Source organism: Gimesia aquarii (genome assembly GCF_007748175.1).
GTDB lineage: Bacteria > Planctomycetota > Planctomycetia > Planctomycetales > Planctomycetaceae > Gimesia > Gimesia aquarii_A.
The window spans coordinates 95,017-108,368 of the sequence record NZ_CP037422.1; the positions used below are offsets into that span (position 1 = coordinate 95,017).

Consider the following 13,352-nt stretch of genomic DNA (forward strand, 5'->3'; position numbering starts at 1 on the left):
CTCTTGCCGCAGAATAAAAAAAGTGACATTTCATTTACAGCTTGTTATTGTCTTGATAGGTGCCAGCTAAAAACAGAGTCTTTAGAACATAGTTCTTGTTTAATTGTAGATTTTTAGAATGTTCAATAATCTTTATTTTCTGGCCATCAGCTTCGAGTTGGTTCTGTTTCTTATTTCGATGTTTACGCTCAGTCGTATCAAGTTAGAATTTCAAAAGGAAACGGTACTTCTGCATTTCAAATCTACACTACCTATGACAGCGATCCTTTTGTCTGGCGTTATCTTGTTGTCTGCTTCTATTGGATCGACTAACTTAAGTGTAATTCACGAAGCACTGCAAAGAATGGGTAAGGAGAGTAGTTTGTTATTGAACCTCTCTGTTCCGGCGTTAGGAATCTTTTTGATTTTAACTGGTGCTGTGTTTCGAATGGGTGCTATTCCGATCAATTTCTGCGTGAGAATTATCCAGAACGAGATGTCATATTGGGCTTCAATATTGCCTGCTCTCGCTTTTATCTGTTCGGGTCTTTTATTTGTAGTTCTGTTTGTCGATAAAATCGCTGTTGTTTCTTTTGTAGATACAGAACAGATTTTAGGTTTCCTTGCATTAATTGTGCTTACTACAACAGCGGGGCTTTTATTAATTACGACAGAATTGAAGGCTATTTTGGCTTTAGTTGTAATGCAATTCACCGGTGTTTTCTTCACACAACTCTCGGCAATGTGTTGGAAGTGGCGACATGATTCGAACGAGTTCGAGGCAAGTTCCATTCTTCATGCTATGAAAGAGTTTTTTCCTGAATTGCTATTATCTTATTTGGCAATTTTGGGGCTGGCCTGCTTGCTGGATAGTTTGGGTGATGGTCAATCAAAGGTTAATTATCCGAATCAAATACAAGGCCTGATTGGTGATCAACGCTATTTGGGCAGTGCAGCGATTTTTTTGTTAGCGGGCCTAATGGGATTTCCAGGTTTGTCTGTGTTTCGAATGCGATGGCAGACCTTAATTTCACTACTTGAAATTCACCAGGAATCATCGGTGGGAATGATACCTACGGTGCATTTAGTCTATCTTGGATTAGCGATTATCGTCGTCATTTCATCCATGATAGTAAGTTTTGTCTGCGCAAAATTAATGATACAGGTTTGCTTTGCAAAACCTCTAAGCCGCTACCGCCAAATTGCGCAAAAAAGAATGGCATTAATATGCTATTGTGGTGTGCTCAGCCTATTGATTTTGAATCTAAGTACGATGTTTAAGTTCTAGGGTGATTTTCAAAAGATTCGAAGATCCTAAGAGGCCTTTTTGTCTTCCTGATATACCTTATAAATAAAAACATGCTCGCAGTGTGGGCAATCAACAGAGCAACCAAGCCGTTTAGATTGATATTCCAGAGAAGCCTGCTGCCTGAACTGATTGATTCCATATTTTGGTGTGATTTTCTTTTCACAAGCCGGACATATCACTGCCGATTCATTATGGAACATAGGATTGCTTCTCCATACATCGAATTATGTGCAAAAAAAAAACTAAGTTTTGTACTCTATTTTTCTTAGGTTTTAAAGTCAAAACGAATCCGACGCTTAATATTGAACAATCATCCTTAACAGTTAAATCCCTCCACATTTACTCAACTTAGTGGCTGAGATTTGCAGGTAACTTGATATTAGTATAAACTCGTACTCTAGTAATATGTAAATACAGAGGGGCGGCAGTTCCATGCAGGCAACCCCGTTCAACTCCATCTCAGTCCCTGAACGGGCTAGACGAAACTGCCGCCACCTGTTTTAAATGATCCAATCATATTAAGAAGGATATGCTAATATAATGCTATTTTAAAAAATGGGTATGACAACTGTTTGGCACACCACACAATTTTTATCAAAATAAATAGAGAACCAGATTGGCATTTTATCGTATTTTTCAACTCATAGAAATAGCACACAACACCACGTCACTTATGACCACCGTTTTTCCTGAAATAGTAAATGCATTTACTACTTTTAGACAGGTGCTGGAATGATTCAACAGACCAAGGTAAGCTAAATACAGATTGTTGTCCAATAATTTTTTCTGTATAGCAACGAAGGTTTAGTGTGAGAGTCGTTACATTTGGTGAAGTCATGTTGAGATTGGCCCCTCAGAATTCTTTGCGAGTCAGGCAATCGATACCCGGTACTCTAGAATCTACTTTCGGTGGTGGTGAACTCAATGTCGCTGTTTCTATTGCCCTTCAAGGAGGAAACTCAGCTTTTGTTACCGCTTCTCCTGATAACCTAATAACAGATTCGCTCGTTCAGGAAATGGGGAAAATAGGAGTAGACCCAAGTTTGATCCACCGGAGCAAAACAGGTCGATTTGGTATCTACTTCGTCGAAACGGGGGCCAATCAGCGAGGAGGTACGGTAACTTATGATCGCGAGTTCAGTTCGATTGCTTTGGCTTCTCCTGAGAAATTTGACTGGGATCAAATTTTCGAAGGAGCAACTTGGTTTCATATCACAGGGATTACGCCCGCAATTAGTGAATCTGCGGCACGCTTATCTCTGAAGGCTTTAGAAACAGCACGTCAGCGCAATGTGACGATCTCTTGCGATTTGAATTTCCGAAAGAAACTCTGGAACTGGAAAACAAATACAAAACCACAAGAGTTAGCGAGAGAGACGATGCAATCTCTGGTTCAATATGTCGATCTCATTATCGCCAATGAAGAAGATGCAGATTTATCATTGGGAATCAGCGCGCCTGAGTCAGATGTCGAATCGGGAGAGTTAAACATTAAAGGTTATATTTCGGTTGCAAAACAAATCACCGAAAAATATCCCAATGTAAAACAGGTCGCAATCACACTGCGTGAAAGCATTTCAGCCAGCCATAATAACTGGGGAGCGGTGTTGTATGATCAGTCACAGCAGCAAGCTTATTTTGCTCCATGTGATGCGCATGGGCAATATTCCAGTTATCAAATTCATAACATCATCGATCGAGTTGGTGCTGGTGATTCCTTTGCAGGCGCTTTGATTTTTGCTCTGAATACACCAGAGCTTTCTTCTGCAGAGACTGCAATACGTTATGCTGTAGCCGCTAGTTGCCTGAAGCATAGTATTCAGGGGGATTTTAACTATTCAACTCGTGCAGAAATTGAAGCATTGATGAATGGTAGTGGATCAGGTCGTGTTCAAAGATAGGTGGCAAAAGTATTTTGCGTCGTGTAGGAATCGATTTAATCAATAAAATGTATTCCGTAGACTGACTGAAATCAGATGGTAGGTACTGGTAAGTATGAAAAAAGGAACAGGACGTCTTGCCCGTCTGGAAACTCGTTTAAGTTCTCTCGACACGCCTTTGTTTCTGATTGATGCTTCGCGGAAGGTTTTGTTCTTCAATCAAGGTTGTGAAAAAATATTGGAATGGTCGGCAGATGATATTATTGGGCAGACTTGTGATTATGCAGTAGATACGGATCCTGATGAGTGTGAGTCTGTTTGTAATTTGTTGTGCCCACCTCCAGAAGTATTTAAGGGAAACAAATCTGAAGTACCGCGTTATCTTCTAACACATGGCGGCAAAACGTTACCTTGTGTAATTCGTTACAACCCTTTGCTTGATGAAAATGGTCAAACTAAGCTGGTACTGGGGATCATAGATCAAATCGAAGAGCCTCATACTCTACCTACTACATCTCCATCTCAACAGTTACATGCAGAATTAGCAGCGTTACGATTGTCTTTAAGAAACCGATTTCATTTTTCAACTATTGTTGCACAAAACGATGCCATGCAGCGTACATTGCGACAATTAGAGTTGGCAGTACACAGCAATCAACCAATCCATTTTTACGGGGAGCCGGGTACCGGAAAAGAACACTTGGCGAGAGTCGTTCATTTTGAAAGTGATCAACGGAGAAAAATATTTATCCCTCTGGAATGTGATAAATTACCTCCACGTGAATTGAAGCAAACGATAGGGAAAATTTTTGAAAGAGACTATGAAGAAAAAATGCCTTTGGAACCTGGAATGCTTTTTCTTTCTCATGCCGAGTCTCTTGCGCGGGACATTCAAGAGTTGATATTATCAAAACATCAGCCGACAACTGTCAAAGACAACGTTCGATTAGTAACTGCTAGTTCTTTTTCATTGTCTGAACTCTTAGATCAGGAATTGATTCTTCCGGAATTTTACTATCTGATCACAACGATGGAGATCCATTTGCCTCCCTTGCGAGAGAGAAAAGAAGACCTGGAGGTCCTGGCGCAGCATTTCCTGGAAAATGAAAATCGATATCAAGAAAAACAGGTGAGCGGATTTGCTCCCGGGGTACTGTCTTTGTTTCAAAATTACTTTTGGCCCGCGAATCTGGACGAGCTGAGAAAGATCATCCAATCCGCATTCCAATCGACATCAGAAATTTTGATTACTCAGGAGTCGTTACCTTTGCGACTTAAAACGGGGATTGATGCTCGACGACTCGGGCCTTCTTTGTCGCCAGTCATCAAACCATTGGAAGAGACTCTTCATCAGGTTGAAGTAGAGCAAATTCTTCGTGCTTTGGAGCAATCTAAAAATAATCGAACTGAAGCGGCCAGACTACTTGGACTAACCAGGGCAAAATTGTATCGTCGTATGGAGGCACTAAACATTAGTTATGATGAGGAACTTCAATCGTAGCCGTTTTTCCAGACCATGTTAAATATAGGTAGTTTGTGGTAAATGGCGGCAATCAAAAAACAGGTTTTTGAGGCCAGATTGCGAGTTTGAGAATTGGGATTTGCATAGATCAGAACATGATTACAATTCGTAGTTTCATAATGTTCTATAGCAGATGCCGCACAGGAGTAATCGGTTGAAAATTCAGAGTCGAACTTTATTAAGCGTTCTCAATTCTTTGATTGTTGTCATAATCCGATTGATCTTCAAGACCACGCGTCTTGAGTTCGTCGGCGATAGTATTGATCGTTGTCCATTTGCTGATACAGGGAGCGACCGCTACCTATACAGTGTCTGGCACGACTCTGTCATTCCACCACTTTTTTGCGCTGTGGAACATAACAGTGTGGCGCTCATCAGTCAGCATCGAGATGCTGATACGATTGAAGCAATGTTAAAAGCCGCCGGTATGGGGGCAATCCGTGGCTCTACCACTCGGGGAGGAGCCAGTGCGATCAAAAAATTAATCAAGTTGGCAGAGGGGAAACATATCGTCATTACCCCTGATGGCCCACGAGGGCCTCATCATAAGATGAAGCCCGGTATTATTTTTTTAGCGTCTCATTCAGGGCGATCAGTCATTCCGACTGCATTTACAGCGACACGCTATTGGAAATTCCAGGGAAGCTGGACAAGTATCTGGATTCCGAAACCATTTTCCAAAGTCTATTATCTTGTCGGACAACCCATCCCAGTTCCGCAAAATATTTCTCGTGAAGAGATGGACTATTACACAGAACTAGTTCAGACAAAAATGGAAGATCTGGAACGCGAACTAAATCAGCTTTTTTCAGACAAGAAAGATGATGAAGACTGCGAAACCGTTTCTTTCAAGAAAGCTGCCTGAGCCATTCTTTTTGGGGCAGCTTTTCTAAGTATTTTCTGCATTTATAACTGTTTCCGAGCATCAAAATTGCATTCGCTTACCTAAGCAGTATAACATGTCGAATTGCTTGACATGATCTCGCGTCTTGCTTCCGCGTTTGTTTGATTCCGGTTTCAGTTCTATGTCACTTAAAGTAACTAATATTCGTTTGCCAGTAGAAATACCCGAAATAGAGCTTGCCACTCATGTTGCTCAAAAATTGGGGATCAATACTTCAGATGTCCAGAGCTATCGAATCATTAGAAAAAGCCTGGATGCGCGTTCGAGCCACGATTTGTGTTTCGTGTATTCTGCAGAAGTGAGCGTACCAGACGAATCAGGAATACTCAGAAATCTTCGTGAAGATTCATCGATTCAAAAATATTCAGCAGTTGAATTTGATGATCCCCTCTGTGGCAAGCAGCCTTTTTCTGAAAGGCCTGTTATTGTCGGTTCTGGTCCTGCCGGGTTACTTGCGGGATATTTTTTAGCTTTAAAAGGGTATCGCCCGTTAATAATTGAGCGTGGTTTTCCTGTCAAAGAACGTGTACCTGAAATCAGACGTTTTGATAAAGGGGGCGATTTTCAGAACGAAAATAACTACCTCTTTGGAGAAGGTGGGGCAGGTTGTTTCAGTGATGGGAAACTGACCTGTCGGCTTAGTGGGCCTGACGTCCAGTGGGTTCTCGAACGTTTTGTAGATTGTGGAGCGCGGTCTTCAATCATTTATGAACACCGCCCTCACTTGGGAAGTAATAAGCTTCCAATGATATGTCGAAACTTTCGTCGTAAAATAGACGCGATGGGAGGAGAGTTTCGATTTGAATGTCGTTTGGAAGGACTCGATGTTGTTGATGGCCAAGTTCAGGGAGTGATGACATCTTCAGGTTATCTTAAAACAGCTCATGTGATTTTAGGAATCGGTCATAGTGCCCGCGATACTTACCAGATGCTATACGATCTGGGAGTTCCCATGTTTCGTAAAGCATTTCAGTTGGGGCTCAGAATCGAACAGCCTCAAAATCAAGTAAATGAACACAAATACGGTCGCCAGGAGTATCTTTCACTTTTGGGGGCTGCCGACTACACGATGATTACGAAAGGAAAACGTGATCTTTATACTTTTTGCATGTGCGCTGGCGGAATTGTAATGCCCAGTGTTTCAGAACCAAATATGTTTTGTACAAATGGCATGAGTAATTCAAGGCATGATACCGGATATGCTAATAGTGGGATCATGACGACCATTTATCCCGAGGAATTCGGGAGCGACCATCCTCTGGCAGGCATAGAACTCCAGAGAAAATATGAATCGATTGCCTTCGAGTTGGGAGAAAAAAATTATTTATGTCCCATTCAAAGTACGCGTGATTTTCTTAAGCAGCGAAAAACAGAAGCAGGTTTTCGATATCAGGGTACATATCAACGGGGAGTGGTCACTGCGAACTTGAATTCAGTACTACCCCCGATTGTGATTTCTCAAATTCAGAATGGATTGCCGATTATGGATCAGAAATGGCGCGGTGCATTTCTGAAGAATGCCATCTTAGCGGGTCCTGAAATGCGCGGCAGTTCTCCTATTCGAATTGATCGTGACCGTCAGACGTATCAGGCTCCAGAGTTCCGAGGTTTATACCCTGTAGGCGAAGGGGCAGGATATGCCGGCGGTATTGTATCTGCGGCAGTCGATGGTCTTTTGAGTGCTAAAAAAATAGTGGAAGAGTTCGCATCTTTGGAACTGAAAGCTTCACAATAATGGGGAAGAAACTTATTCGCCACTAATGATCTGGCTCACAGATTCATCAATGGCTTTCAGATATTCATCCAATTTTTCGAAAAGTTCTTGCGTAAAATTCTCGCTTTTCAATAAATCTGCGGCTTGATTGCGTACACTGACATCTTCCACGCGTCGTTTTTCAATCCCATCAGGCACAACCCGAACCAAGCGAATTAATTGCTCATTCATGGGTATAAATCCCAAATCCAAATGTTCGATTAGTTCAGAGGCAAGTCGCTCGGTATCAGAAAACATTTCTCTTAATGTGAGTTGCCCTGGAGCGCGTTTCACGATTCCTGTCTCCCTTCCAAAGATCAAAGAACATTGATATTAGACAGGCTAATCTAGCAGAGGGTCAAGAGTATTTTTCATTCAGCTTTCATTAAGATTGAACCAAATTAATTTGTGTTCAAATAGGCGCTGAACAAAGATCTGAAAGTGCTTGTTTTCAGAGTAACGAAGTAACATGAGACCAGATTTCGTCTCCTATCTCATCAATGGATCGCAGTTGATCCTCATTCAAGCTATTAATTTTTCGCCAATGCTGATTTACTTCAGCCAGGTGCAGGTAGACCTGTCTGACGTTTGCTAAGTACGATTGATCGGCTTCCTGTAGGTCGGCGATTTTTTCGGTATAAGAGCGAGCCTGCTTTTCTGCTACGAGTTTCTGAGCGTAGTCTGCGGGCAAATCCAAAAGAATCGCCAAATCCAATCGAGGCAAACCAAATATCTGATATTCGATTTGCTCAATCCATTGAATAAATTCGCTCCGCTCTTTGCCAGAGAGCTTTGCCCCCTGATGTGCGATATTAGAAGGTATGTAGCGGTCAAATATAACGACCTGCGTGGATTCAATCATTTTGAGAATATGGTCTCGAGATTCAAAACGATCTCCGGCGTACAGCAGCGATGCAAGGAACGGATTAACTTCATCAAGTTGTCCGAAACGCCCATTTAAAAAATCTCCAATGGACTTACCAAATAGTGTTTGATCGTAGCGGGGAAAACCGACCAGGCTTGCAGCGATTCCTTCTTGCTTTAATTTTGCAAGCAATCTCTCTGCCTGTGTTCCTTTGCCTGAACCATCAATGCCTTCTATCGCAATTAACAATGACACTCAAAATCTTTCTTTTTTATAATATTAAACAAACGGAATTCAACTTGATGGAGGGCTTCGACCACAAATTCGAATCAATCTTCTTAGAAAATTCGTTCTGCTTCGAGGTATTCACGGTGCGCTCTGGCGCCAAATGCATTCACAAATTTGCCAATGTCAACCTTAGAGCCACGGCATTCTACGGGAGCATACCAGCGGTCAGTACCACGTACCCATCCTGAGCGGTCTTCAGATTCTCGTTCAACAAGGATTTGTAGATTTTGATCTATTAACGTTTGATAGAAATTCTTTGCTAAGCTCCGTTCGATTTCTGCTAATTGTTGACAGCGGTTCTGGCGAACTTCAGGGGAAATTTGATTTTCATAAGTCGCAGCAGGAGTACCCTTTCTTGCACTGAAAGGAAAAATATGGATTTTCATGAACGCTGCTTCCTGACAGGCGTGAATGGTTTGCTCGAATTCTGCATCTGTTTCACCAGGAAATCCTATGATTACGTCAGTTGTGAACGACGGATTATCTAAGCGTTCGCGCATCATTTGCAATTTTTCCAGAAATCGACTGACATGGTATCGCCGTTTCATACGACGCAGGACTGTGTCTGATCCGCTTTGAAGTGAAGGATGAAACTGAGGGCAAAGGTGTTCACAATCAGCGGCTGCTGAAATGAAGTCATCATTGATTTCCGCGGTTTCTACGCTGGAAAGTCGCATTCTCCAATCACCGGGAATTTGGTCAAGCTTTCGAAACAGGTGCCAAAGTCGAAATGGTGGCAGTCCTGATTTTCCCCGTGTCGTGTCTACGCCAAAATGACCAACGTGGATACCCGTGAGAACTATTTCTCGGAAACCATTTCCCACCAGACGTCGAACTTCTTCTTCGATATCTTGTGGAGAACGACTTTGCAAACCGGGCCGTACTTTAGGAATGATGCAATAAGTGCAACGTAAAATGCATCCGTCCTGAACCTTTACGTAAGCCCGCTTTCGCCCTTCGAATTCAGAGATACCTGTTGGCATATCGACAATCCCATGCCGTTCAAGGATATCTGGCAGTTCTCGTTTGTCGGTGACGACTTCAAATACATCTGGTAATTCAGAGACCGTTTTTGGATCTCGAGTTGCATAACAACCCATAACCAGAATTTTCGTCCCAGGATTATTCTTTGAGAGCTGACGAATTAACTTACGTCCTTTAGAATCCCCTGTTGCCGTAACGGTACACGTATTAACAACGCAGAGATCCGCTGTTTCGTTTGCTGATGCTTCGCGATAGCCATTTTTTTCCAGAGTTTCTTTTACCAGCTGAGTTTCGTATTGGTTCACCTTGCAGCCAAGAGTTACCAATTGGCATGTTTTGTCAGCTTTTGAAGTTGTGAGTGTCATGATGAATCAAGGGTTGCTTAGGAAAAGGGATTCTTATATCTAGTTAGATTGATCTTCACTCTAGCGATATTTTAAGAGTGTCTGTTCAGAAGCTCTCAAAATAAAATTCGTATTAATTACCGACTGAAAAGATGTCCCAAGGTTAAATCTGGAATTCAATCAGGTCAGATCGAATAGTATAATCAGAGTGAAACCAGACTTCGAGTGGCAGTACTAGATTGTCTGCATCGTTTATTACAATTACTACCCCACTGCGAATCGATGCTCAAAGGGTATTACATGTTTATAAAATTTTACAGTCGTAAATCTTTTACGAATATCATGTTAAGTTTTACGTTAATCATTGCTGTTTTTTGCAATCCACAATTCGGATTTTCAGAAACTCCACCTACAGATCAGCAGGAAAGAGTATATCAAAAGGCGGTTGTCGCTGCAGATCATCCTTTGGCGAGTGCGGCTGGAATCGCCATTCTTAAAGCAGGCGGCAATGTTGTGGATGCAGCCGTTGCCACTTCCTTTGCGCTTTCTGTTCTCAGACCAGCCAGTTGTGGTCTGGGAGGAGGCGGCTTTATGGTGATCTGGGATGAAAGGCAGCAGAAATCTATCGTCATTGATTATCGGGAAAGAGCTCCTGCCGCCGCGACTCCAGACATGTATGCTAAGCTACCAAGTACTGATGAACAGCGTAAATTAGCTAGCCGTCAGGGACCTTTGGCAGTGGCAGTTCCAGGCACCGTGGCCGGATTATGTTATGCCGTGAAAGAATATGGAACTTTAGATTTAAAGACCGTGATACAGCCAGCAATTTTGATGGCGAGAAAAGGAGTACCTATCAATGATCACATGAGGTCAATTCAAAATACCATGTTAAGGCGAATTAAAAATGGAACTTTGAATCCTAAACGATTTCAAATACTGTTTGATGAGTATTTGAATCAAGGTAAGCCCTGGAAAGAAAACGATCGTTTTTTCAGTCCGCAATTAAAGTCACTCGAATTAATTGCAGAAAAAGGTTGGGCTGGTTTTTACGAGGGCCCCGTTGCTGATGCCATGGTTAAAGCTTGTGGAAAGCAACATGGAGGCATATTGACTCTTGAGGATTTGATGAAAACTCAGCCAGTCATTCGAAAACCTCTTACTACAAACTTCAATGGATATACAATCTTAACAATGCCTCCACCTTCCAGCGGAGGCATTGCCATAATAGAGTCTTTCAACATGATCAAATCTTTAGAAAAGGAGTTATTAGGGTATTCGTTTGGAAAACTACAAATTCACTCTCCCAAGCAAATTCATTTGTTGACGGAAGTCATGAAACACGCCTATGCGGACCGTGCAGAATACTTGGGAGATTCTGATTTTGTACCTGTTCCAATTCAACGATTAACAAATCAGAACTATGCAAAACAGTTAGCATCACGCATCAATGTTGAGCAAACCAAACCGTTGAAAGACTACGGTCGTTATATTCCACCCCAGGATGCAGGGACTAGCCATTTTTCGGTGATGGATGCAGCTGGAAATGCGGTGGCTTGTACCGAGACAATTAACTTGACATTTGGTAGTAAAGTGGTGATTCCAGAATATGGAATCGTGATGAATAACGAGATGGATGATTTTGCAGCGATTTCTGGCAAACCTAATGCCTTTGGGTTGATTCAAAGTAAAGCAAATGAAATCGAACCTGGAAAAAAACCTCTTTCCAGTATGTCACCTACAATTGTAACTAAGGATGGAAAAGCAGTATTTTCAGCGGGTGCCTCTGGAGGTCCCAGAATTATTTCCAGTACACTCCAGGTTTTATTGAACATGATTGTATATGGATTGCCCCCGGAACAGGCCGTCGAATTTCCGCGCATTCACCATCAATGGATGCCCAATGACCTAGTACTCGAATCAAAACTATTTAATCAGAACGGTTCCAAGCTGAAGAAGTTCGGACATCGTATTAAAGAGAGTTCCGGAATCGCCGCCACTCAAGCAGTATCTCGTCAATCAGATGGTCTACGTGGCCAGAGCGACTCTCGAAAACATGGGGCTGCTGCCGGCTATTGAATTGCCTTACTTTTCTGGCTTTGACAATTTCGATTGAATGCCAGCCTGCGTTTCTGACAGGAGTTGTTTGACGACGTTGGACTCTTCAACTTCAGCGCGTATTTTAAGAGCTTCGACTGCTTCCTGAGTACCTATTGATTGAAGTATTTTACAAGCTTCAATTCTCAGTGAGGAGTTAGGGTGGTTTAATAACCGAATTACTGGTTTTTCTGCAATTTGCCCCATGATTTTAAGTGCCTGTCGGGCATCTTTCAAATCTTCTCGATTTGAAAGCCGGCCTACAAGAACTTCAGCAGTTGTTTCCGAGTGAATTTTCGGAAGAAGTTCAATGATTTCTTCACGTACCAATACTGATTTTTCATCAGCGAGTAGGACTGCAAATGCCATTGTTGCTTCTTTCGTATACCAAACCGCCATGGCATTGACGTGCTCCTTCATCCGAAACCCTTCTTTGGCTAAGGGTAATGTCGCAGCCAAGACAGATGAAACACGCTGAAGTTGACTATCGTCTGGTGTCATACGAGCCAATTGTTTGCAGGCGGTGTCGTGTGCAAACGGGCTGGAACCAGCAATTACACGCAAAGCCCAGTCGATCGTTTCTTCACCGGAACGAGGTTTTAAGTCACGATCATTAGAGTTTCCAGGCTTCTTTTCGGGAGTTTTCATCATTGGTCTGGTAGGATTTTCTGTTGCATTATTTTTTACGGAATTCGTATTCGCAGATACCTTGACAGGAGGCTCTGACTGCATAGCAGCCGCTTTGTTCTTAAGTAATGTAGAGTTGAGTTGTTGGAGTTGTGTATCCACAGTGATAATTCGATTTTGTAAATCGATTTCTTTCACCTTTCCCCAGTTGAGCTTTTGAGCAAATGCAAATAGATCATTTGGAACGGGGCGCACAACCACAACGAGTTGTTTATTAAAAACAAAATTTTCAAAATCTTGTTGAGAGGACTCTGTAAGAGCGCCCTGTTTTTGTAAGTTGTTAGTTGATGGGTTCAAAATCGATGAGCGAATCTCTTTTTGGAGAATTGGCAATGCCATTGGTTCATCTCCACTGACGCCACGCACAATGATGGCCACTCCCGGACTTTTGCTATCTAAAGTTCTTTTACGGGTCTCTGTGATAATATTGGTTTGATTTGATGTAGCGTTGACTTTTGGTTTGGTGATCTTTTTAACAGATCCCGTTTTCTGCTGTGAAATGATGTTGGAATTCTCGTCAGGAGACTGTTGAGTCCGTTCGGTGTTTGACCTGTTTGGTGTCCGAGGTCGTGCTGGAGCAAAATTACCATTCGAAGGGGCAAACGGATTCGATTTTGCTGAACGTTGATTATTCGAATTCGATCCACCGCATCCATTAAGAAGAAATGCCACGCTAATTAGGAAAGGAAAAAAAGTTGTTTTATGAATGAAGGCCAACATAGGTGTTTGGTTCTGCTTTTCTT

At 42.2% G+C, this 13,352-nt stretch carries 10 protein-coding genes; 6 read left to right on the plus strand and 4 right to left on the minus strand.

Features of this window, described 5'->3' with window-relative positions:
• Positions 1 to 118 precede the first annotated feature (118 nt).
• From V202x_RS00395 to V202x_RS00415, 5 genes are all read left to right on the plus strand, one after another.
• The gene (locus V202x_RS00395) at positions 119 to 1,267 is read left to right on the plus strand and encodes a hypothetical protein (RefSeq protein ID WP_145170163.1); all 1,149 of its coding nucleotides are present in this window, start codon (positions 119 to 121) and stop codon (positions 1,265 to 1,267) included.
• Positions 1,268 to 2,097: 830 nt separating this feature from the next.
• Positions 2,098 to 3,189, plus strand: a complete 1,092-nt coding sequence (locus V202x_RS00400) for a sugar kinase (RefSeq protein WP_145170165.1) — start codon at positions 2,098 to 2,100, stop codon at positions 3,187 to 3,189.
• A 94-nt stretch (positions 3,190 to 3,283) separates the two neighbouring features.
• Positions 3,284 to 4,669: a sigma 54-interacting transcriptional regulator gene (locus V202x_RS00405; RefSeq protein WP_145170168.1), complete on the plus strand. Its 1,386-nt coding sequence runs from the start codon at positions 3,284 to 3,286 to the stop codon at positions 4,667 to 4,669.
• A 175-nt stretch (positions 4,670 to 4,844) separates the two neighbouring features.
• The gene (locus V202x_RS00410; protein ID WP_197993145.1) at positions 4,845 to 5,555 is read left to right on the plus strand and encodes a lysophospholipid acyltransferase family protein; all 711 of its coding nucleotides are present in this window, start codon (positions 4,845 to 4,847) and stop codon (positions 5,553 to 5,555) included.
• A 160-nt stretch (positions 5,556 to 5,715) separates the two neighbouring features.
• Positions 5,716 to 7,329, plus strand: coding sequence for an NAD(P)/FAD-dependent oxidoreductase (locus V202x_RS00415; protein ID WP_145170172.1), 1,614 nt, complete (start codon positions 5,716 to 5,718; stop codon positions 7,327 to 7,329).
• A 12-nt stretch (positions 7,330 to 7,341) separates the two neighbouring features.
• On the opposite strand, the gene V202x_RS00420 is transcribed toward V202x_RS00415, so the two are convergent.
• The 3 genes from V202x_RS00420 to mtaB form a co-directional block, all read right to left on the minus strand.
• Positions 7,342 to 7,641 carry a hypothetical protein gene (locus V202x_RS00420; protein WP_144979748.1) on the minus strand — a complete coding sequence of 100 codons (300 nt, stop codon included), beginning with the start codon at positions 7,639 to 7,641 and terminating at the stop codon, positions 7,342 to 7,344.
• A gap of 157 nt (positions 7,642 to 7,798) precedes the next feature.
• The gene (locus tag V202x_RS00425) at positions 7,799 to 8,467 is read right to left on the minus strand and encodes a thymidylate kinase (RefSeq protein ID WP_145170174.1); all 669 of its coding nucleotides are present in this window, start codon (positions 8,465 to 8,467) and stop codon (positions 7,799 to 7,801) included.
• An 83-nt stretch (positions 8,468 to 8,550) separates the two neighbouring features.
• Positions 8,551 to 9,849 carry a tRNA (N(6)-L-threonylcarbamoyladenosine(37)-C(2))-methylthiotransferase MtaB gene (gene mtaB / locus V202x_RS00430; RefSeq protein ID WP_145170176.1) on the minus strand — a complete coding sequence of 433 codons (1,299 nt, stop codon included), beginning with the start codon at positions 9,847 to 9,849 and terminating at the stop codon, positions 8,551 to 8,553.
• A gap of 279 nt (positions 9,850 to 10,128) precedes the next feature.
• Between mtaB and ggt the strand changes: the two genes are divergently transcribed.
• A complete protein-coding gene (gene ggt, locus V202x_RS00435) occupies positions 10,129 to 11,904 on the plus strand; it encodes a gamma-glutamyltransferase (protein ID WP_145170178.1) in 1,776 nt (591 codons plus the stop codon).
• 6 nt (positions 11,905 to 11,910) lie between these two features.
• Here ggt and V202x_RS00440 read toward each other — a convergent pair whose 3' ends face one another.
• Positions 11,911 to 13,329, minus strand: coding sequence for a HEAT repeat domain-containing protein (locus tag V202x_RS00440; RefSeq protein ID WP_145170180.1), 1,419 nt, complete (start codon positions 13,327 to 13,329; stop codon positions 11,911 to 11,913).
• Between the last annotated feature and the right edge of the window lie 23 nt (positions 13,330 to 13,352).

Bases quoted from the DNA above. Each gene is read 5' to 3' on its own strand.
- mtaB (WP_145170176.1), bottom strand. From the start codon at position 9,849: ATGACACTCACAACTTCAAAAGCTGACAAAACATGCCAATTGGTAACT.
- V202x_RS00395 (WP_145170163.1), top strand. From the start codon at position 119: ATGTTCAATAATCTTTATTTTCTGGCCATCAGCTTCGAGTTGGTTCTG.
- V202x_RS00415 (WP_145170172.1), top strand. From the start codon at position 5,716: ATGTCACTTAAAGTAACTAATATTCGTTTGCCAGTAGAAATACCCGAA.
- ggt (WP_145170178.1), top strand. From the start codon at position 10,129: ATGTTTATAAAATTTTACAGTCGTAAATCTTTTACGAATATCATGTTA.
- V202x_RS00405 (WP_145170168.1), top strand. From the start codon at position 3,284: ATGAAAAAAGGAACAGGACGTCTTGCCCGTCTGGAAACTCGTTTAAGT.
- V202x_RS00440 (WP_145170180.1), bottom strand. From the start codon at position 13,329: ATGTTGGCCTTCATTCATAAAACAACTTTTTTTCCTTTCCTAATTAGC.